This window comes from uncultured Roseibium sp. (genome assembly GCF_947494555.1).
Lineage (GTDB): Bacteria > Pseudomonadota > Alphaproteobacteria > Rhizobiales > Stappiaceae > Roseibium.
The window spans coordinates 424,326-446,622 of record NZ_CANLVF010000002.1 but is presented as its reverse complement, the minus strand read 5'-3'; the positions used below and the strand labels follow the sequence as shown (position 1 = coordinate 446,622).

Here is a 22,297-nt window from a genome sequence, read left to right as displayed (position 1 = left end):
GTGGGGTGAAGACTTGGTTTGAGAAATTCGGAAGGCGTTTCGTGAACGCCCTTCTGGTCGCGTTCCTGGTGAGCGCGGCCGTTCTCATTTTACGCTCAGGTAGTTTCATCAACGTCTTTGACCGGTACCTCTGGGAAGCCAGGTTCAATCTCGACCAGCGCCCTGCCTCCGGAGAAATCGTATTCGTGGATGTAGATGCCAGAACCCTCGACGAAATCGGGCTCTGGCCGCTGCCGCGCCGGATTTATGCCGACCTGACGGAAAAACTTGCGGATGCCGGCGCGCAGGACATTGTGTTCGATATCGATTTCAGTGCCGCCTCCAATCCCGAAGATGATGCCATATTCGCGAATGCGCTCGAGAAGGCTGGAAATGTCAGCCTTGCTGCCTTCCGACAAGCGGCTTCGGCAAATTCCGAAGGCGCGGTGATCGTCAACCTGCCGATAGAGCCTTTCCGCGATCACGCATGGCCTGTAGTCGTCATGGTTCCGATGGAAGGTGACAGCCGTATCTGGCGGAACCTCTACGGATTTGAAATCGACGGAACCACGGAAGTGTCCGCGTCTGCCTTTTTGGGTGAGCACACAGGCGATGCTTCGGGGTCGTTCTTTTTGGACTACGGCATTTCCATCAGCGACATCAAGCGGACGCCGCTCATAGACGTGTTGAACGGATCAGCCGACCTTGGCGCGTTCTCAGGTAAAAAGGTGATTGTCGGAGCAAGTGCACTTGAACTGAGAGATCTTTTTGCAGTCCCGGTTCACGGCATTCTTCCAGGTGCCCTGATCCAGGCCTTGGGCGCTGAAACACTGCTGCAGAACCGGGCGCTGAAACCGACGGGGGAAGGCTACGCGCTGATCTTCGCGGTACTCATTTTTCTTTTGTTGCTGATGACAAAAATCGAGGGATGGGCGGTAAAGTTCGGCATTCTCGTTTTGTCCGTTCTTGCGATTGAAGTTGTTGCGGTAAGTGTTCAAAAAACGATGCCGATGCTCGTTCCAACCGCAAGCGCCTATCTGCTTTTTGTGTTGGCCGCAGCGGTTATCGTCTTGCGCGAACTCGGCCTGCACAAGGTGCTGGCTCACATCGCCGACATCAAGCAGCGTAACAGCGATCGCATGCTTGGTCAGGTCTTCGACGACAGTTTCGATGCAATCATCGTCATTGACAGCGATTGCCGGATAACAGCAGCTAATCAGACCGCGCGGAAGCTGTTTTCAAGCGATACGCTCGCTGGAAGCCCGGCGCGCGCGGTTCTACCCAATGCGCTGGTTGAAGAGGCGATTGCCGTTCTGCAGGTCTCTGACAGAGGAGAGCCAATTCCTCAGATACTTGTTCTGGCTCAGGAAGGCACCAAGCGGCGCTTCATTGAGTATGTCGTCACGAAAGCCGAAAAAACGCTGGCGCACGGGGCGCATGCGAACAAGACGGAAATCCGTGCCTTGGCTTGCCTGACTTGCCGGGATGTGACGGATGAGCGCGAGTCTGCCGCGCGGCTTGAATATCTGGCTCGGTTCGACCCGATCACCGACCTTTTGAACCGCGGTGGATTTGAGCGGGAATTGTTCCGGCAGACGAAAAATGCCTGCTCGCAGAGCGAAGCAGTCTGTGTGTTTCAGTTTGCCGTCACGAACATGGACCAGATCGTTGCAACGCTTGGCTTCAGCTATGGTGATAGTGTTCGTCAGTCGATCGCGTCGCGCCTCAAAAGCCATCTGGCACAGGGGATTACCTGGTCCGCTGTTACGGCGGACGTTTTCGCCGGGATCTCCATTTTGAAATTTGGAAGTGGCCAGGACGTTCAGATCGTCGATGACATCCAGCGCATAATCGGTGAGGACTACTCGATAGACGGCGCGCGCATCTCCGTTCAGTTGAAATTCGGCTACGTGGTATCGGAAGGCGAAACAGACGCTGATACGATCTTGAAACGCGCCGGCAATGCCTTGTCGAAAGCGCGCCGGGACAGCCAGAGTCATATCGTTCGTTTTGAATCCGAGATGGATACAGCGCTCCAGAGACGAAGAAAACTCGAAACGGAACTGTTCAAGGCGATTATTCGAGACGAATTACGCCTCGACTATCAACCGCTGGTCAATCTCAAGGACGGTTCTCTCTTCGGTGTCGAGGCACTACTGCGATGGGACAGCCGCGAATTCGGCCCGGTGTCGCCTGTGGAGTTCATCCCGATCGCGGAAGAAAACGGCTACATCCAGGAACTGGGCTCCTGGGCATTAAATCGCGGCATGAAAGAGATATTGAGCCTGTCGATTCCACTACGCCTGTCCGTCAATGTGTCTCCAATTCAATTCTTTCGGGGCAATCTGGTGGAAACGGTGACTGATGCCCTGGAGCGTTCGAGGTTCCCTGCGGAACGTCTGGATCTCGAAGTCACCGAATCCCTCTTTATCGATGACGGTCCCGATCTGAAGCGCAATATGGAAGACCTGAAAGCAATAGGCTGCAACTTTTCGATGGACGATTTCGGAACCGGATACTCGTCCCTCGGTTACATCACTAAGTTTCCATTTTCCAAGATCAAACTCGACCGTTCGTTCGTGCGCGAAACCATTGACCAGCAGCAGGACACAGCTGTTATCGAGGCAGTGCTTCTTCTGGCCGAAGGTTACGGAATGTCGGTGATCGTGGAAGGGATCGAAACCTACGAACAGTCCCACAGGCTCCAGGAACTCGGATGCAGGTTTGGTCAGGGATACTTTTTCGGACGTCCCACAAACACTGCAGGTATTTCGGAGCTGCTTGTCGCCGCAGCCTGAACTTCTTTAAAAATCGCTGGATATTCCGTCGCGCAAGCTGACGTCAAATGCGCCGGATAATGGCCAGAGGGCAATCTGCACGATCATGCACGTTTGTACTTGATTATCTAGGTTTGTGCGTGATATTGCACGTTTATGTCCAATGTTGCCTATTTACCTGATGAGAGACGAACTGCGATACTGGCGATGCTTGCCCGCGGTGAGGCGGTGTCGGCAGCGAAGCTCGCGGCCCGGTTTTCCGTTTCCGAAGACGCGATCCGGCGGGATCTGCGCAAGCTTGCTGGAGAAGGGCTGTGTGAAAAGGTCTATGGCGGAGCCTTGCCGCTCGATCCCGCGGCACAGCCATTTTCCGTCCGCGCCGGGGAGGGCCGCGATCGCAAGGATGCACTTGCCCGAAGCGCACTGTCGCTACTGAAACCCCGAGACTGTGTATTTCTGGACGTCAGCAGCACCAATGTGGCGTTGGCCGAAATGCTTCCCACCGACCTTGAATTGACGATCGTCACCAACTCGATCCCAGTGGCAATGACCCTCATGGGACGCCCCGGACTGAAGCTCTTCATGTTGGGCGGTCCGGTCAACTCCCAGGTCGGAGGCACCATAGGGGCCGGGACCGTCGCCGAACTCCAAAACTACCACTTTGATATGGCTTTTCTGGGGACTTGTGCATTGTGCCGGAAGGCAGGCGTCAGTGCGTTTGACAGCGAAGATGCCGAGGTAAAACGCGCGGCCACAAGAGGCAGCAGCAGGGTCGCCGTGCTTGTCGCTGAAGAAAAGCTCGGCACCCACCAGCCGCATAAGGTTGTCCCCTTTGAGAGGATCGATGTCTTGATCTTCGAAGACAGCACGGGCGACCAGACCTTGCGAGACTACAAGACGGATGCAAACGAGGTTTTCCTTGCGGGCGGAGAAAATATACGCACAGCAGGTCCGTCATGAACAAGATGGAAATGACGTCCGCAAGCAACCGGCCGGCTACCCACCACGCAACACGACTGGTGTTCTTTGTCGCCGGGTTTGTGTTGGGGTGCTGGTCGCCGCTCATACCTTACGTCAAGCAAAGGCTTGCACTGGATGACGCCGGGCTGGGATTGCTGCTTTTGTGTCTTGGCATCGGATCCGTTGTGACCATGCCGTTGGCAGGTATTGCGTGTTCGCGATACGGAACACGAAAAGTGATTGTCTGGGGAGGTCTTGGCCTGACGGCGATGTTTCCAGCCGTCGCGGTTGCCGGTTCTGTCTGGCTCATGGTCGGTGTTGTGGTGTGGATCGGTGCATTTCTCGGTCTTCTGGAAGTCGGCATGAATTCGCACGCCGTTGAAGTAGAACGGGGATCGGAAAAACCGCTCATGTCGGGATTTCATGCGCTTTTCAGCGTGGGCGGATTCGCCGGCGCAGGTGGAGCAATCCTTTTGCTGACCCTTGGTGCAACACCGCTGCAGTCTGCTTCGGCCTGCGCCCTGCTTGGAATGATTGCGGTTCTTGTTGCCTGGCCGTTCCTGTTGAAAGGGGAAGCTGAAGCGGAGGCTGGCGCAATCGTGCTCCCGAAAGGAATTGTGCTTGTGATTGCCTTGTTGGCTGCATCGACCTTTTTGGTTGAAGGCGCAATTCTTGATTGGGGTGCGCTGCTAGTCACAGGGCAGGGCCTGGTCGAAATCGCCATGGGTGGCTACGGCTACATGTTGTTTTCCGTGGCCATGACGATCGGGAGACTGTTCGGCGACAGATTTGTCGCCGCGGTCGGCAGCAGGCAATCACTTGTCTGGGGAGGAGCGCTCACGATTGTTGGTCTGCTGTTGGCCACCGCCGCGCCGCACATCATCGTTTCTGCGATCGGGTTTCTGGCGATCGGTTTTGGCGCTTCGAACATTGTGCCGGTCTTGTTCAGCCTCGCCGGTTCACAAACGCAAATGCCGAGCGGTCAGGCAGTGGCGGCTGTCGCGACAGCGGGATATGGAGGCATCCTGCTCGGTCCGGCAGCGATCGGTTTTCTAGCCGATGTAACAAGCCTGCAGGCGGCCTTTGTCGCCCTTGTCGTCCTCATGAGCCTTGTCCCATTGTTCGCCGTTCGCGTCACCGCAAGACCGGTGTGATCTTTTGGGTTCGGCAAAAGATACAAAACTCTGGGACATCCCTGGGAAGACAATGTCCTTCTAGAGGCCGAGGCCTCCAAGGCAGCTGTATTTGATGTTCAGATAGTCATCGAGACCGTATTTGGATCCCTCGTTGCCGACGCCGCTTTCCTTGAATCCGCCAAACGGTGCGACTTCGGTGGTAATGACCCCTTCGTTGACACCAACGAGACCATACTGAAGTGCTTCCATGACCCGGAAGCAGCGTCCAAGATCCTGCGAATAGAAATAGCAGGCTAGACCGTATTCCGTGTCGTTGGCGAGATTGATGGCGTCAGTTTCGCTGTCGAAACGAAAGAGCGCCGCAAGCGGGCCGAACGTTTCTTCATGCGCGACCTTCATTTCGCTCGTTGCGCCTGTGATCAGTGTGGGCTCGTAAAATGTTCCAGCACCTTCACCGCGCTGACCACCGGTGACAAGGGTGCCGCCCTTGCTCAAGGCGTCCTGAACATGCGCAGCAACCTTATCGACGGCGGCATCGTTGATGAGCGGTCCCTGTGTGACGCCGGACTGAAGCCCGTCACCCATCTTCAACTGCTCGGCCATCGCGGTCTTGAGCTTTTCGGCAAAAGCATCGTAGACACCGGCTTGCACATAGATCCGGTTGGCACAGACGCAGGTCTGACCTGAATTGCGGAACTTACTGGCGATGGCACCGATAACTGCCTTATCGAGATCCGCATCATCGAAAACGATAAACGGCGCGTTGCCGCCAAGCTCCATGGAGATTTTCTTCATGTTCTTGCCGGCATTGGCTGCGAGCAGTTTTCCAACCCGCGTGGAGCCGGTGAACGTAATCTTGCGCACGTGCGGGTTTTCGCACATTTCCTCGCCAATCGCCGGAGCATCGCCGGTCACGATGTTGACGACGCCGGCGGGCAGGCCGACCTTGTCCGCCATGACCCCGTAAATGAGCGCGGAATAGGGGGTGAACTCAGCTGGCTTCATGACCATTGTGCACCCGGACGCCAGCGCAGCTCCGAGTTTTCGCGCGATCATGGAATTCGGGAAGTTCCAGGGCGTGATGGAGGCAACGACGCCGACCGGTTCTTTGGTCACCAATATGCGGCGGTCCGCCCAGGGAGACGGAATGGTATCGCCATAGATGCGCTTGCCTTCTTCTGCAAAGAAACGGATGTATTTCACGCCGAGAGTGATCTCGCCCTTGGCCTCCGCCAACGGCTTGCCCATTTCGCTCGTCAACAAGACCGCCAGATCGTCGACATTTTCCATGATCGCGTCGCACAGTTTGTGCATGTAGTCCGCGCGTGCGTCAGCGGTGAGTGCTTTCCAGGCTGGAAAAGCAGCTTGAGCTGCATCGATTGCCCTGGCCGTTTCGGATCGGCCGCAATAGGGAATTGCACCAAGGCTTTCGCCATTTGCGGGATTGACGACTGCAATCGTCTGGCCACTGTCGGCGTCGGCCCAGACACCATTGATATAGACCTGTTGCTTTAGAAGCGCGGCGTTCAAGGACATGGCAAAACCCTCTGGCGTATGGGACAAGAATGGCCGTCAAATCATCCTTTGAACCGGCTCACAAACAGATAGTGCCCCTCGCAACCGTCTGGCAAGCGCTTTTGAAGTCAAAGCGGTACTCGCGATGCGGCGCAACAGTGCAAGAGACTGGTCAACGCAACACGGCTCCTGAACCGGAGCCGCGGAAACGTCAGGTTTGCTCGAAAATGAAAGCAGGGAATGGTCACCCCGGAACGGGGTGAGGGAGGTTGGCGTCAGGAGCCGCTGATCCGTTCCTGAAGCGTGGCGATTTCGTCCGCGAGCGCCTGTGCCTGCCGCTGAACGCGATCAAGCGCAACTTTCATGCTGTCGAGGTCTGCAGCATCATGCTCCTCGGCAAAAGGCGGTGTCCCACGGCCAACGAGCAACCACGTCGGGCTGACATTGAGAACCCCGGCAAGAAGAACAAGTTTGTTGGAGCGTGGTTCGGAGCGATCGCTCTCCCAGCTCTGCATCGTCGCAGTCTTGATCCCAAGGCGCCGTGCAAGCTGTGCAGTCGACAGGCCGGAAGCATCGCGCGCCTTGCAGATACGCTCGCCCAGAGTGTATTCGCTGCTACGTGTCGACATTATTGAACTCCCGTCGCCCCCGGCTGAATCCGTTACCAAGTGAACGGTTGCGTCCGGCAGGAACGGAACATTTTTTCTGTATGGATGGGTCATGGCGCGCACACTTGCATGAACCGCCTGTGCAGTGCAACAGCTGCCCGCTGATTTGTCGCATTGAGAGTGGGAGAGGGCGGGATTGGACCGAATACTTGGTAAAAATCACGGGCTGCATAGTCGGCTCAGTATTCGCGCTCGAAGAAGATCCCGGCCTTTGAAGAGCCGTCGGCACCAACCTCGCCGCGCACCTTCAATCCGCGATCAAGATCGATATCGACCTTGACCCGGCTTGAGCCGGATCCAGTCCCCTGTTCGACACCAAGGTAGATGTTGTCGTTAATGTATTTGCCCACTGCGACGGACGGGCCCTCGTCACCATCGGTGTTGATGTCAATGGCGTCCAAGCCGAGTGATTTTCTGATTGTGGCAAGAGGACCGCTGTCGCTGCCACCAGTCAGTGTTGCGAGGGCCGCCGCAAGGCTTGCAATCTGTGTCGCCGACAGGTTGCCGACGCTCTTGCCGAACAAAAGCAGGGCAAGCACTTCGTCCTGCGGAAGTTCGGGAGAGGAGGAGAAAGCGATCTCCGGGTCGTCCGCCTGACCGCTCACTGTAACGGTGATCGTTGTGCTGTTCACTGAAGTCGTCGCAGCGAAGTCGATAAGCGGTGTCAGGGACCCGTCAAACGTTGCGCTGCCGCGGGAAAAGGTCAGACGACGCGCCAGGATATCCAGCTGGCCACGCTTGAGAGAGAAGGCACCGATTGCCTGAGGGTCGGCGGTTGTTCCAACGATTTTCAGGTTGCCCTGCAATTCGGTATCGAGACCCCGTCCGCGAATGAAAATCCGGCCGGGCGCTGACAAAATGACATCAAGACGCGGCGGGACGGACTTCTGCTGCGCCTGCGACTTTTTCGGCTCGCCGCCAAGTTCCGCGACCTGTTGTCGGATCGCCTGGGGCGCATTCACGTGCCTGACTTCAACGGGCGGTATCGCGCCGGGGAGATATTCGGGAATGGAGACGTCGGCCTTGTTGATCGTGACAGTGCCGCCGATAAGGGCGGAATTCGATGGCGACGCGAGCGGTCCGGTGATCTTGATGTCCGCATCGACCTCCGCGGTTACCAATCCCGGGTCCACGTACCGGCCGCGGTCCAGCTTCAGTGCCAGATTCGCGGGAAAACCGTCATTCATTCCAACGGTCCCTGATGCCGACAGCGTGCCGCCGGTTGCAACTTCTCCGGTGATCGCATTGAGCGCGGCCTGGTCCTGTGTGACCGAAGCACTGCCCCCGATGTTCTGCACCGTAAGCCCAGTCGATAGGCTGGTAACCTTCAGTCCGGCTGGCGTTGCTGTGATCTGATAGGTCGGAGACGCAGCGGAACCGCCTACATTGCCTTTGAGCGAAATTGCCCCTTCACCGCGAATGCCTGCTTCCAGCAGGGGGCGTTTCAATGCAGCCACCGGTATCGTGCCATCGAGCGAGATTGCTAGAGGATTGGGCTGAGACAACCCAACGCTTCCCGCCGCGGTCAGCGTCAAACCGTTGGGGTCGCTCGCGGTTGTTTTCTGAGTGACCTGATTGTCCTTCAAGCTCCCTGAAGTTTGAAGATTGAGCGCGGCAAGACCGTTGTTTTTCAGCTCCGCTGCAGTGAGGCCCGCACCCGAAATTGTCCAATTGGCCTCCGGAGACGTCGAACTTCCCTGTGCGTTCACGGTCCCGGAAAGGGTTCCGCCAAGGCCAAGGGAGGGCAAAAAAGCGTTGGCAAGATTGAGCGGAACGGATTTCAATTCAGCGGAAAGATCAAGGGTTTGCCCTGCCTTACCGGAGACTGCAAGCGACCCGTTACCGAGTTTAAGTTCCAGGGGCTGAATGTCGGCATTGCCATCCGCATAAGAGATACTCGTCGGTTGCAGCAGGCGGCTTGAAAGCCCTTGATAGCGCATCGAGAGCTCTTGAAGAGCAACATCATAGGCATTCGTGGTTGGTTGCGACACATGTCCCACCAGCGAAAGTCCGTCTTCGCTTCCCTGGTCAATTTTTGCATCAACCTTCACGGAAGTGCCGCCATTGTCAGGCTCGGCAAGGATCGAAACGGCGTGGATCGGTGTTGCGTCCGTGATTAGGTCCGAAAGCTCAATATCAGCCGACGCCGATTGCGGTGAATAGGGGGCGGCGATGTTGGCCTTCAACTTGATCTGACCGATGCTGAGCGAAGGAACATCGATGTCAGAACCGGTCAAATCGACGGCCAGTTGTTTGTTATCCGGATCGGCCAGAACGCTGCCCTGAAGCTGTCCGCCGATTTCCGTGAGAATGAGCGGTGAAAGCGACGCCAAATCGGGGGCATCGATTTCCAGATCACCTTGTAAAGTTTCGATCGGGTTTTGAAGATCGGAGACGGCGAGCGAGCCTGTTACTGTGTTGCCTGCCAGCTTGACCGAAAGCGGGTTGATGTCGGCGCCGCCATTAGTGCTCTTGAGCACAATATCCACTGCAATCGGTTGTCCGTTCAGTTGGGCAGATGTTGTCACAGTAGCGCTTGGCGCTGCCATGTCGGCTGTCGCGATGGCGGAAAATGCGAGATCGTCGAGCGGTGTGCCGGCAAGCATGATCTGTTTGGATGTCGCATCAGCTTCCACTTCCAGCGCATCAACGGGCCCAGATGTTTTGGCCTTCAGCTCCAGGGCTCCCGAAAGCTGGGGGTCGACCTTGCCGAGATCGGCAAGAGAGACTGAAAAGTCTGACGCAAGGGCCGTATCCGCGTAGTGCGCTTCACCGTCAAATCGCATCGCAGCGTTTTTCAGTGATATGCTCTTGAGCGTGATATCGTTTGCACCCGCCATTTCCACGACCGCATCGATTTGGGTGTCGCCTGCCATCAGGGCGTCTGCCTGCGTGATACCGGTTTCCAGATCTTGCGTCGCAGCGGCAAGCGTCGCCGAGCCGGACATGTCGGAGGGATCGAGTTCGATCGAAAATGACGTGGAAACGCTGCCGCCGAGCGTCCGGTTAGCCAGTTTTGAGAACGCGTCGAGATCTTGAACGGAAAGACGTCCCTGACCGGAAATCTTGCTTGCTGACGCGAGCGTATCTGTCAGCGTCAGGGCGGCAGCTTCGGACGTGAACGCGAGGTCGGAAAGGGTAGCCGACTGTTCGGAGCCGTTAATGTCACCTGCAGCCTTGAGCGCAACACTTCCCGACAACGGTTCCGTCTGTGGTGTCAATCCATCGAGCTCTTCGACAGAAAGCGACAGGTCGAATGGTGATGTCAGGACGCCGGGTTGAAGGTTTGCGCCCTTGCCGGAGGCTGTCAGAATAATCTTTCCGGTTCTGGCTTCGTTTGTCTGAAGGGCATCCAGGTCAAGGTTCGCGGACCACTCGGCGGCATTCCGGTCGCCGCTTAGGGCGAAGTCGGCATCTAGCGGTCCAAACGCAACCCTTCGCTCCCCCAGATCAAGCGCAACCAGCGCGCCTCCGCCTGCATTGACGGACACCGTTCCTGCAGCGCTGATAGGCCCGTTTTCAAGTGTCGCGTTTGCCTTGACCGAAACGGTTTGCGTGTTCAGGACGATATCAGCTGCCTGCGGCGCAAAGTCTTTTGTGAAGCGGGCGTTGCCGGATGCCTTTGTCGTTCCCAGAAAAAACGACCTTGCAAGCGGCGGGGCCAGCGGTTCCAGATCACCGTCAAGGTCGAACATCAGTTGACGTTCTCCGGGTTCTTCCTTGAGCTTTGCCGACCCGGTGACGGTCGAGCGGCCGTCAAGCGCGACATCCAGTTTTGCACCCCAGTCCGTCAGCGGACCATTTCCCGCAAGGTCAAGCCTGATGGCTGGAAGGTCCGGTATTTCCAGAAGGCGTGCGGCCAACCCGCCGCGTGGCTCTGATAAAACCAGGTCGAATGTGAGCGTTTCGGCCGAAGGCTCGAATTCACCATTGGCAGTCAGCCGTGCGTCAACACCGTCCACGCGATGAACATCCAGAGCAGCGGTGACGAGTGCCGGATCCAACGCAAATGCACCTGATCCTGAAACTGAAAGGGAGATGGGTTCATCGAGAAGCTCATGACCAAGATTGACTTCCGAAAGCAAGAGATCCTGCAAGGAAATGTTCACGGGCAGAGAGGCTGCACCGGTTTCTGTCGGCTCCTCTTCTGAAGACTCGGACTGCGTGGCAGGTTCGCTCACTGGAAGGCGGTTCAGGTCGATCTGCTTTGATTTGACAGAGGCAATGTCGAGATCTCCTGAAAACAGATGCAACGGTTTCCAGTCCAGCTCAATCTGTGAAGCTTCAAGCCACACCCCTTCCGTATCAGCGAGCGTAACCATATCCAGAGCCGCGCTCAGTCCGAAACTCAGGTACAAGCCTTCGACCTTCACTGTCTGTGTTTCAGTGGAAGCAATCGAACTGACAACGTTGGAAACGAGGTTGCGGCCGGCCGGTACCTGAAGCGCGGCGATCACAAGCACTGGTATTGCGATCGCAATCACAACCAGAAACCCAAGAATCCGCAATGTAAGGCTCAAGAAACGCATTTGGACCAACGTCTGTCCGTCACCGGGTAGTATGCAACAAAAAAGTGTTGAGTTTCAGTGTTTTTAACAGGGCATTTGGGCACCAGTTGGACGCCCTGAGTGAAGCGCTTCTTTTTATGCCGCGCGACTGAAAGGCTTCTAAAACGCCTGACTTAAGCCGACATAAAGCGCAAAATCGGGATCGTCATTGCCAGGATCAAGTGGGATCGCAGCATCGATGCGCAGCGGTCCGATCGGTGTAAAATAACGAAGGCCGGCGCCAACGCCGACTTTCAGTTCTTCCGAGAAATCCGGAACACTGTCTTCGTACGCATTGCCGGCATCGACAAAACCGACAATGCCGATTGTCTCTGTCACACGAACGCGGACTTCCCCGGACAGTTCGACAAGCGAACGGCCACCGACAACCTCGCCATCCACCCTGGGGCCGACATTCCGGTAGGCGTAGCCCCTTATCGACCCACCACCGCCCGCTATGAACCGGCGGCTGGCCGGGACCGATTCGACTGAGGGGGCAAGGATTGATCCGACCGAAACCCTGCCGGCCAGGATGAACCGATTCGCCTGGTCAAGTGCGTAATAGCTCGAAACGGTGCCCTTGATAAACCCCATGGCATTCGAGTTGAGCGTGTCATAGGCAGGTTCGCCGAACACGGCTGCAAAGACACCTTTTGACGGATTGAGTTTGTCGTCTCTGTTATCGAAGACAAGATCCGCCGGGAGACCGACAAGCAGGTACTCGTCGTCACCAAAGGCGTCTTCCTCATCCGCAAAGAACACTTCGGCACCGGCTCTGCCTTTCAGTTTTTCAGAGAACTCACGGTTCAGGAAAGCGTTGTAGGTGACGGTTCTGCTTTTGTAGGCGTCCGGGTTTTCCTGTCGGGCTTCCAGACTGGTTGAAAAACTCGTCAACGGACCGAAAACACCCGGTTTTTCAAAAGCGATCCGCGCGGAATATTCCTGATTCTCAAAGCTTTCGGTCCCGATCCGGCCAATGGACCCTTCGACCGAGAGCAATTCACCGCGTCCGAAAAGGTTTCTGCGCCGCCAATAGGCTTCGACGCCGAATCCTTCCGTGCTGGACCAGGAAGCGCCAGCACCGATTACGTGACGTTTTCTTTCACTGACCTCGATTGTAATCGGCAAGTTGCCGTCGGGGCCCGCTATGTCGCCCTCGACAAACCTTATGGACGAAAAGATACCCAGATCGTTCAGCCGTTTTCGGGCGCGGGCGATATCTTCGGGCGAATAGATGCCGCCTTCGGGCAACATGGCCTGTTGTTTGACGAAGCCCGGCTCCGTAACCTCGGTGCCGTTTACGGATACAGTTCCGAACCTTGCCCGCGGCCCTGCATCGGCAACAAGTCTGACGTCGAGCTTGTTTGTGCTGTGATCAGCGGTAATGCGCCGCTCGGCGATTTTCGCTTTTGGATAACCGCGTCCGCGGAGCACAGAGACAATACGCCCTTCGGCGGAAAGTATTTTGCCCGATCCGGCAACATCACCGGGCGCCAGGCCCCAGAAAGACGGATCAGTGGAAAGGTCACCGCCAGTGGAAGAGACCGAGACGTTGCCGAAGGTGAAAACCGGCCCGGGATTGATCAGGATGGCGACCTTGATCGGCCGGGTGTCCGGCAAGTCGCTGAGTTCCAGGGCCGTTTCCAGCGGAATGCCTGCGAGTGTTATGGAAACCGTGCCTCCATAGCGCCCATCCGCGTAAAGCTTTGCAACGAGCCTTTCACGATCCGACAGGGCTCGAGAGATCAATCCGGCTTCGCCCGAAGGCGGTTTGTCCTGTTGCTGGATCAGCAGGGACGCGCTCTTGAGATCCTTCGTAAGCTCTTCGTCACCCGTTGAGACGGCGATTTCCGCTTCGTAGGGCAGGGGGTTCGGAACTGCTTCGCCTTCTTCTTCCTCGGATCCGCCAAATGGCTTCCAACCGAAAATCTCAAAGGCATATGCAGGAATGACCGCGGCTGAAACCGGAAACAGAACCAAACTGGCGACGATTGCAGGTCTTAAAACACCCAAAGGGCCAGCCACTTTGAAGGCAGCCAGCCTTTTACCTGCGGTACGACCCGCGCTCCGGCAAAGACCGGAGAAGCAAGACGGTAGACCCTTCACTTACTGCCGCCTGACGGGTTGGCCCGGCCCGCGCGTCAAGACGTTGAATTGCGCATTAGCCCGACTGCTCAAAAGCCCCTACGTAAGACAAACTAGTTTGCCATGGTTAAATCTTGTTGAATCTCGATAGACCATGACCCTTAGTTGAAAGCAAGAGCCAAGAGAGGTCAATGGTTTGCCGGAAACTGTTGAGAAGGAATAACTCGCGTTCAAAAGCAAAAATTGCTGGCCTCAAAACAAACGCGCCGACAATTGCCGGCGCGTTTCATTCAAAAAACTCATGAATGCGGTTCAAAAAAGCGGTTCTTCTTCCGGAAGTCCCATGAGGCGTCGCGCTGCGGTCAGCGTATTGACCATCAGCATCGCGATTGTCATCGGGCCAACGCCGCCAGGTACCGGCGTGATGGCCCCGGCATGACCCACGGCTTCGTCAAAGGCGACGTCGCCGACGAGGCGTGATTTGCCTTCTCCGCGTTCAGGCGCTGGTATCCTGTTGATGCCGACGTCGATCAGCGTTGCACCGTCCTTGATCCAGTCACCCTTGACCATTTCCGGACGTCCGACAGCCGCCACGACGATGTCGGCTGCACGAACCACATCGGGAAGATCCCGGGTGCGGCTGTGCGCGATCGTGACGGTGCAGCTTTCCTGGAGCAGCAGGCTGGCCATCGGCTTGCCGACGATGTTGGACCGTCCGACGACCACTGCAGATTTTCCGGAGAGCGTGTCGCCAAGCGTACGCTTCAGAAGCACGAGGCTTCCGGCCGGCGTGCACGGAACGAGGGCGCTGTCGCGTTCACCCGCCGTTAGCAGACCTACATTGACTGGATGAAACCCGTCGACATCTTTTTCCGGACGGATCAGGCGAAGAACCTTGCTTTCGTCGATATGGCCGGGAAGAGGAAGCTGGACCAGAATTCCGTGAATTTCCGGATCGTTGTTCAGCTGTTCCACAAGTGCCAGAACGTCCGCCTCGCTGGCATCTGCTGAAAGTGTGTGCTTGACGGAGTGAAACCCACAGGCTTCCGCGGCACGGTCCTTGTTTCGCACATAGACTTGGCTTGCAGGGTCTTCCCCGACAAGCACAACGGCAAGACCGGGGCGCTTGCCGCTCGCTTCAAGCAGCGCCGCCGCACGGCGGGTGATCTCGTCACGAACAGATTCTGCAATGGCTTTGCCATCAATAATTTGAGCCTGGGGCATTCAGCCTCCTTGTCGCTGATCGGGTTGTTTCCATCGAATCCGGCGACAAGCTATAGAGTGAGGAGCAGATTTGAAAAAGGCAGATTGCGTCGTTTCCTACTCTGGTTTCGCCATTGTGAGGTTGCGGCGAGGGCAGATGTTCAACCTGATTTGGTGAACCTGTCCAATTCCGAAATTGCGCAAACAATATGATACAGCGAGCTTGCCGGAGCCGGTTCATTCGCAAACGAGCCGTCCGGAGCCAGTTTGTCGAGATAAAGCCCGTCCGGCGCATCCTTGAAAAAGACGCGGAGCGCTGCGACGGCCGCGGGAATATCGGTGAAATAGGCGTCGCGTTCCGGTCCGCTTGATATTTCGGCCAAGGCAATGGCAGCCTTGATCCACTCGGTCTGGCCCCAAAGCCGCGCCAAAGGGTTTTGAACCGTGAAATCATCGTTGAGCGCCATGAATGTGACACCGCGGTTCTCGTCTATGCCATAGGTCCAGCCGATATCGTAGAGCCGGCGGGCGGCAAGCAAGGCACCGGCATCGCCGCGCGAACGGCCCCACCGGCACAGCAGCCATGCCCACTCGAACTGATGTCCAGGCTCCATGATGCGGCCCTTATCCCCGGGAAGAGGCGTCCAGTCGAGGTCGAAGAACTCTCTCAGGCCGCCAGATACGGGGTCGATGAACCTGTTCAGTGCGAGTTCGGCGATCTCGTCCGCCAGATCCGACCATGCAGGGTCATCGGACACGTCTTCCCACGCAAGACAGGCCTCGAAGAGGTGCATATGAGGGTTGGAACAAAGCGGGCGTTTGTCCGGATTGGCTTCGCGAAAACCTGCTTCAGGATGTTTGTAGTGTTCCAAAAGGTAGTTCAAGAGATTGGCGGCGCACTCGACAGCCTCGGATTTCCGGTCTGGTATTGCGGCGGAAACCTGTGCGAACGCAAACAGGGCAAAAGCCTGATTATAGAGGTCGAAGGTGTCGTCGACGATCTTGTTATCAAGGTCGACCGCCGCCGCTGCGTATCCCTGTTTCGTCAGATAGGTGCGCAGGAACCAGTCGAAAAGTCCCGTTGCTATCTTGTGCGCAGGACCCTGCCACCCGAGCTTCGCTCCTTTCAGGAAGGAATAAATCTGGCGCGGCACGACGCGCGCGCGCCGCGCGGAATTGATGGTGGTTATATCAACGATATCAATCGCTTCGAAACATTCTCCCTTGGCAATGTCAATACCGTGCGATTGCCAAAGCGGCAGTGCTTTCTCAGTAAGCCAGTGGGCCAGTTCGTCAGACAGCGGGCGCAGCATATGAGCGTCTGTGCTTTGATGCGGATCTGCCATCGAATTCCTCATTGTCTGCGGTGACGACGGTACGGATCGATTCTGTGCCATCAATACGTGGCCGTTCTAACGGCAATCTTCCGCAAAAGGGACCCTTGACGGCAAAAAGAGTGTAACGGTGAACGTAGTCGTACCCGGAAGATCAGCTCGGCCCCACCGACACAGAGACTGGAATTCGGCAGCGGGGAACCGACATGCGATGCTCCGGATATCCCGGAGCATCTGTTTTTTGTGGCAGTGTTAGACGTTGCTGTCCGGGAAGGACGCTTTGCGCTCGGTAATGTAAGCCTGCAGAGCGTCGTCAATGGCGGGATCGAGTTCCGGCCCGGTATAGGATCTGAGCATTTCCTTCCATTTGCCGTTCGCCCGCCGGGCCGCATCCAGTTCGCCGTCGGCGAGCCATTGCTCATAGGAATTGTTGTCGGCGATCGAAGAGCGGTAGAACGCGCTTTCGAAGTTGCGCTGCGTGTGTGCCGCGCCGAGAAAGTGTCCACCAGGTCCGACTTCCTGCAACGCGTCCATGGCAAGTGTTTCGTCCGACACATCGATACCTTTTGCCAGAACATGCATCATGCCTAGCTGGTCCGCGTCCATGACGAACTTCTCGTAAGACGAGCAGAGGCCTCCCTCCAGCCAGCCTGCAGAGTGGAGCGCGAAGTTTACCCCTGATTGGAGTGTCGCCAGGATCGTCTGCGCCGATTCCTGCGCCGATTGCGCGTCCGGCAGTTTGGACGCTGTGAACGACCCACCCGACCGGAATGGCAAGTTGAGACGACGGGCGAGTTTGGCGGCACCGTTCAGGAGCAGGGACCCTTCAGGGCTGCCGAATGTGGGTGCGCCCGACTGCATGGAGATGGAGCTGACGAAGGCACCGAAAACGACGGGTGCGCCTGGGCGGATCAGCTGTGTCAATGCGCAACCTGCCATGGCTTCGCACAGGACCTGCGACAGTGTGCCTGCCACGGTGACCGGGCTCATGGCACCTGCAAGAATGAAGGGCGACACGATGCAGGCCTGATTGTTGCGCGCATAAACCTTCAGCGCGCCGAGCATGGTCGCATCGAAGACCAGAGGGGAGTTGGCGTTGATCAGCTGGATCATCACGCAATTCTGGTCGACGAATTCCTCGCCGAAAGCGATTTGCGCCATTTTGACGGAATCTTCCGCACGCTCAGGTGCGGTCACCGAGCCCATGAATGGTTTGTCGCTGTATTTGATATGGGAATAGACCATATCGAAATGGCGTTTGTTCACCGGCAGATCCACCGGCTCGCAGACCGTGCCCCCCGAATGATGCATCCACGGCGACATGTAGGCGAGTTTGACGAAATTGCGGAAGTCCTCAATCGTGCCGTACCGGCGCCCCTGATCCAGATCGGTCACGAAAGGTGGGCCGTAGACCGGGGCGAACACCAGATTGTTGCCGCCGATTTCGACATTCCGGGCCGGGTTGCGCGCATGCTGCGTGAACTGCGACGGCGCGGTTTTCAGGATTTCCCGAAGCATTCCTTTGGGAAAACGGACGCGTTCGCCGTCGACGTCTGCCCCTGCGGCTTTCCAGACATTGAGGACTTCGGGGTCTTCCCGGAATTCAAGCCCGATTTCGGCCAGGATCCGGTCGGCGTTGGCTTCGATCTTCTCGACGCCTTCCTCGCTGAGAACGTCGTAGACGGGTAGTTTTCTGGAAATGTAGGGGACGGCCTGACCTGCGGGACCCGCTTGCCTGCGTTCGCGGCGGGCGGATCGACCTCGACGGCCTGACGTGGCAGCGTCTGACATTATTCAGCTCCAAAGGTGGTTCTTAAAGTTCGGCGTAGTCTTTCTCAGGCGCTTAATCAACCCGGCTCCAGATACGTCGCACTTTGCTATAAATACGTCATGTCACTTACTTGATGGAGTTTATCCCGCAAGTCCATTCGCTTCAAAAAGATTTCCAAAACCAGTCTTGTCGGGGACCGACAGCATGGTTTCAATAAATCGTGCCGACAAAGACCGACGGTTCCGCGCATTGTGATCGCACAGTCACATTGCAAAGGATTTTCCACAATCGCTTGTTGTCATTTACGCCGGCCGTGTCGTTGAGATAATGCTGCCGTGACGCAATCAAGCTACTTCAGGTGTCGATCTGTCGCGATACTGCGCGCCGAAGATCAGATTCCGGCGGGTGCCTGATCGCACAAAAAGCCGTATGTCTGTTGCAACAATCTGTTTCGCGGGTCGGAGGCTTGCGGAAGTGGTGAGTTGAAACGCCGCTTCAACGTATTTGAGAAGGAATAGGACATGTCAGCGTTTCCTGACAGGGCAAAGGTCGTCATCGTCGGTTTGGGCGGGATAGTTGGTGCGTCGGTCGCGCATCACCTCCTGGAGCGCGGTTGGGATGATGTTGTGGGCATCGACAAGTCCGGCATTCCGACAGACATCGGATCGACAGCTCATGCCTCAGACTTCTGCTACACGACAAGCCACGACTACCTGTCCGTCTGGACGACGCAATACTCCATCGAGTTCTTTGACAAAATGGGCCATTACGCTCGTGTCGGTGGTTTGGAAGTTGCGCGCGCGGGTGACGACACCTGGATGGAGGAGATCAAGCGCAAGGTGACCTCCGGCAAGGCTTTTGGAACGAATGTGCGCCTTGTGAATCCGTCTGAGATAAAGGAACTGTTTCCGCTCATCGAAGAAGACATGGTTCAAGGGGGAATGTTCGATCCCGATGCGGGTCTCGTTATCCCACGCTCACAGACTGTCGCCGGAAAACTCGTCGACATGGCGGAACAGACCGGCAAATTGAAGGCGTTTGCCAATACGCCGGCAAAATCGCTCATCGTTGAGGATGGCCGGATCAAGGGCGTCGTTACCCATCGCGGCACCATCATGGCCGATCATGTTATCGTTTGTGCCGGATTATGGGGCCGCCAGATCGCCGAGATGGTCGGTGAGGATCTTCCCGTAATGCCTGTCGACCACCCGCTAACATTCTTCGGGCCGTTCAATGAGTTTGAAGGCACCGGCAAGGACATCGGCTATCCGCTGCTGCGCGACCAGGGCAACTCGGCCTACATGCGCGATACCGGCGACCCGAAGACATCGGAAGGCGGGCAGATCGAGTGGGGTTACTACGAGACGAACGAGCCCCGCATGTGCCACCCGCGCGACCTTCTGGAGAAGGACCAGGCCCGCCTGTCACCCTCGCAGCGCGATCTTGAGATGGAGCAGGTGATTGAGCCGCTCGAACGTGCGATGGAATTGACACCCATCCTGGGAGAACTGGGATACAACGAAGGTCATTCTTACAACGGCCTGCTGCAGGTGTCCGCCGCCGGTGGGCCGTCCTGCGGTGAAAGCCAGAAAGTTCGCGGACTGTGGTACTGCGTTGCCATCTGGGTCAAGGATGGGCCGGGTTACGGCAAGCTTATTGCCGACTGGCTTACCGACGGGCGCACCGAGATCGATCACGCGACAATCGACTACTCGCGTTTTTATGCGCATCAGATGACCGAGGAATTCATCGCCGGTCGCTGCTACGAGGCCGCGCAGAAAATTTACTTCCCGGCGATCCATCCGCGCGAACCTTACGCAAGCGGCCGCGGTGTCAAACGCTCTCCCTTCTATGAGCGCGAAGTGGAACTCGGTGGCCACTTCATGGAGCTTGGAGGTTGGGAGCGCGCCCACGGTTATGCCGCGAACGAGCATCTTCTTGAAAAATACGGCAACAGGGTCCCGGTGCGCGAAGCCGAGTGGGACAATCGCCACTTCTGGCGTGTCTCAAATGCCGAGCAACTGGCCCTGAGCGACGACTGCGGCATCATCAATCTTTCGCATTTCTATATGTTCGACGTGGAGGGTCCTGACCATGTCGACCTGATGGAGTGGCTGTGCGCCGCAAAAATTGGAGGCGACAAGAATATCGGAAAAGGGATCTACACCCATTTCCTGGACGACGAAGGCAATGTTCGCGCCGATCTGACCGTCTTCCGTATGGAAGACCGCTGCCGCATCGTTGATGGTGCTGATGCCGGACCGCGTGACTACCACTATGTGAAGCGCGTCGCCGAGGATAAGGGCTACGACGTCACGGTGACCGACGTCAGCGAACAGTTCACGACGATCGGAATATGGGGCCCCAACGCGCGTGAAAACCTGAAGAAAGTCGTTTCCGATCCCGCGGCACTTGATCCGGAGAACTTCCCCTTTGCCGCAATCCGCCAGCTAGACATTGCTGGCAAGCCGGTCTCGGCGCTGCGTCTTTCCTATGTCGGCGAGCAGGGGTGGGAACTGCACATGAAATACGAGGACGGTCTCGCCGTCTGGGACGCCTTGCGCGCACAAGGCATCATGGCAGTCGGTGTTGAGACTTACGCCAACTCGCGCCGCATGGAAAAGAGCCTGCGCCTGCAGAACGCGGACCTCCTGACCCAATACAATCTCTACGAGTCGGATCTTGCCCGTCCGAAGGTCAAGGAGGCCGATTTCCGGGGCAAGGAAAAGCACCTGGAGTATCGCGCCCGGGACAAGCAGCCCGCTGCGCTCTGCACGCTGGTTATGACGGAAAACACTGATGCCAAGGGGGTCAAACGGTATCCGGTTGGCGCCATGCCCGTCATGGACCCTGAAACGGGCAAGGCGCTTGTCGACAGTCTCGGACGCATTTCCTACACGACCTCGGTCGCTTACGGCCCGACGATCGGCAAGAATATCGCGTTGGCCTATCTGCCCGAGGAATATTGCCAGGTCGGACGGAAACTCAACGTCGAATATATGTCCGAGACCTATCCGGTCGAAGTCGCAGGCGTCGGTTATCAGCCGCTTTATGACCCGGAGAACCTGAAACCGCGAAGCTGACAAGACGTGACCGCCATTGCGCTTGCGTGTTCTCCAAACTCGGCTTAAAGGGATCACCGAATTCAAAGATAACAAGCCCGCGTGGACGTCCGCGCGGGTTCTGCCATTGCAGGCACAAGCCTTAGACCGAAAGACTGCGACATGTCTAAACTGGAAGACCTTCTGGCCAGCAAGGGCGCGCTCCTTGCCGATGGTGCAACAGGCACGAATCTCTTCGATATGGGGCTTGTCTCCGGAGACGCACCTGAGCTCTGGAATACGGACGAGCCCGACAAGATCCGGGCGTTGCATCAATCGTTCGTGGACGCGGGCGCCGACATCATTCTGACAAACACATTCGGCTGCAATCGGCATCGCCTCAAGCTGCATCAGGCTGAGGGCAGGGTGAAGGAACTCAACATTGCCGGCGTCCGTCTAGCGCGGGAGGTTGCCGATACCGTTGAACGTGACGTCCTGATTGGGGGATCAATTGGCCCGACCGGTGAACTCTTCCAGCCTCTCGGTGCTCTCAGCTACGAAGACGGCGTAGTCGCATTCCGGGAACAAATTGAAGGTCTCCTGGAAGGTGGTGCCGACGTCCTTTGGGCGGAAACGATGTCCGCTGTTGAGGAAATGAAAGCGGTTGCCGAGGCGGCCAAGGATTTCGATCTGCCGCTCGTGATCACGGCGAGCTTCGATACCGCCGGCAAGACCATGATGGGTCTGGCTCCCAAGGGGCTTGGTGATCTGCAGTCGGAATTTGCCTGTACACCGGTTGCCATCGGATCCAATTGCGGCGTCGGCGCGTCAGATCTTCTGGCAGCGATCATGGAGATCACCGAAGCTTATCCGGATGCCATCGTTGTTGCGAAGGCCAACTGCGGCATTCCGCAGATCCGGGGCGACGAGGTGGTTTACACCGGCACACCGGAACTGATGGCGAAATACACCCACAAGGCGCTGAATGCCGGTGCCCGGATCATTGGTGGCTGCTGCGGCACGTCGGCAGCCCATCTTGCCGCGATGCGAAACGCGATCGATACGCACGCCGCCGGAGACCGCCCGACGCTGGAAGAGGTGTTGAACGACATCGGACCGCTGGTATCTCCACCGAACAAGGCTGCAGATGCCGCCCGCGCCGAAAGCGAAGCTTCGCCGTCTTCCGGTCGCCGTCGCGGCCGCAGGCGCGCATAGTATTTCGCTCAGATCTTAACAGGCGTCCGTTGAGGACGCCTTTTTTGTACAAGTGCCTGGCATTGC

General features: G+C 57.1%; 12 protein-coding genes. 5 read left to right on the top strand and 7 right to left on the bottom strand.

Going from position 1 to position 22,297, the window contains the following annotated elements; translation table 11 throughout:
- The first annotated feature begins 41 nt into the window (after window positions 1-41).
- The 3 genes from Q0915_RS10560 (at window position 42) to Q0915_RS10550 (ending at window position 4,870) form a co-directional block, all read left to right on the top strand.
- On the top strand, window positions 42-2,777 hold the full coding sequence (locus tag Q0915_RS10560; protein WP_299471120.1) for an EAL domain-containing protein: 2,736 nt from the start codon (window positions 42-44) through the stop codon (window positions 2,775-2,777).
- Window positions 2,778-2,912: 135 nt separating this feature from the next.
- Window positions 2,913-3,716, top strand: coding sequence for a DeoR/GlpR family DNA-binding transcription regulator (locus tag Q0915_RS10555; RefSeq protein ID WP_299471118.1), 804 nt, complete (start codon window positions 2,913-2,915; stop codon window positions 3,714-3,716).
- On the top strand, window positions 3,713-4,870 hold the full coding sequence (locus Q0915_RS10550) for an MFS transporter (RefSeq protein ID WP_299471116.1): 1,158 nt from the start codon (window positions 3,713-3,715) through the stop codon (window positions 4,868-4,870). The genes Q0915_RS10555 and Q0915_RS10550 overlap by 4 nt, the downstream gene beginning before the upstream one ends.
- A gap of 60 nt (window positions 4,871-4,930) precedes the next feature.
- Here the strand turns inward: Q0915_RS10550 and Q0915_RS10545 are convergent, their stop codons facing one another.
- The 7 genes from Q0915_RS10545 to Q0915_RS10515 form a co-directional block, all read right to left on the bottom strand.
- Entirely contained in the window at window positions 4,931-6,388 is a 1,458-nt protein-coding gene (locus tag Q0915_RS10545; RefSeq protein ID WP_299471114.1) for an NAD-dependent succinate-semialdehyde dehydrogenase, read from the bottom strand.
- A 254-nt stretch (window positions 6,389-6,642) separates the two neighbouring features.
- Window positions 6,643-6,996, bottom strand: a complete 354-nt coding sequence (locus tag Q0915_RS10540) for a helix-turn-helix domain-containing protein (RefSeq protein WP_299471112.1) — start codon at window positions 6,994-6,996, stop codon at window positions 6,643-6,645.
- A 218-nt stretch (window positions 6,997-7,214) separates the two neighbouring features.
- Window positions 7,215-11,564 carry a translocation/assembly module TamB domain-containing protein gene (locus tag Q0915_RS10535; RefSeq protein ID WP_299471110.1) on the bottom strand — a complete coding sequence of 1,450 codons (4,350 nt, stop codon included), beginning with the start codon at window positions 11,562-11,564 and terminating at the stop codon, window positions 7,215-7,217.
- 138 nt (window positions 11,565-11,702) lie between these two features.
- The gene (locus Q0915_RS10530; protein ID WP_299471108.1) at window positions 11,703-13,607 is read right to left on the bottom strand and encodes an autotransporter assembly complex family protein; all 1,905 of its coding nucleotides are present in this window, start codon (window positions 13,605-13,607) and stop codon (window positions 11,703-11,705) included.
- Between the two features lie 372 nt (window positions 13,608-13,979).
- Window positions 13,980-14,891, bottom strand: a complete 912-nt coding sequence (gene folD, locus Q0915_RS10525; protein WP_299471106.1) for a bifunctional methylenetetrahydrofolate dehydrogenase/methenyltetrahydrofolate cyclohydrolase FolD — start codon at window positions 14,889-14,891, stop codon at window positions 13,980-13,982.
- Window positions 14,892-15,031: 140 nt separating this feature from the next.
- Window positions 15,032-16,216: an AGE family epimerase/isomerase gene (locus Q0915_RS10520; RefSeq protein WP_299471104.1), complete on the bottom strand. Its 1,185-nt coding sequence runs from the start codon at window positions 16,214-16,216 to the stop codon at window positions 15,032-15,034.
- 240 nt (window positions 16,217-16,456) lie between these two features.
- On the bottom strand, window positions 16,457-17,995 hold the full coding sequence (locus Q0915_RS10515) for a trimethylamine methyltransferase family protein (protein WP_299471102.1): 1,539 nt from the start codon (window positions 17,993-17,995) through the stop codon (window positions 16,457-16,459).
- 501 nt (window positions 17,996-18,496) lie between these two features.
- Here Q0915_RS10515 and Q0915_RS10510 point away from each other — a divergent pair.
- Together Q0915_RS10510 and bmt are read left to right on the top strand one after the other, a co-directional pair.
- Window positions 18,497-21,058 carry an FAD-dependent oxidoreductase gene (locus tag Q0915_RS10510; RefSeq protein WP_299471100.1) on the top strand — a complete coding sequence of 854 codons (2,562 nt, stop codon included), beginning with the start codon at window positions 18,497-18,499 and terminating at the stop codon, window positions 21,056-21,058.
- A 141-nt stretch (window positions 21,059-21,199) separates the two neighbouring features.
- The gene (gene bmt, locus Q0915_RS10505; RefSeq protein WP_299471098.1) at window positions 21,200-22,231 is read left to right on the top strand and encodes a betaine--homocysteine S-methyltransferase; all 1,032 of its coding nucleotides are present in this window, start codon (window positions 21,200-21,202) and stop codon (window positions 22,229-22,231) included.
- The last annotated feature ends 66 nt before the right edge of the window (window positions 22,232-22,297 follow it).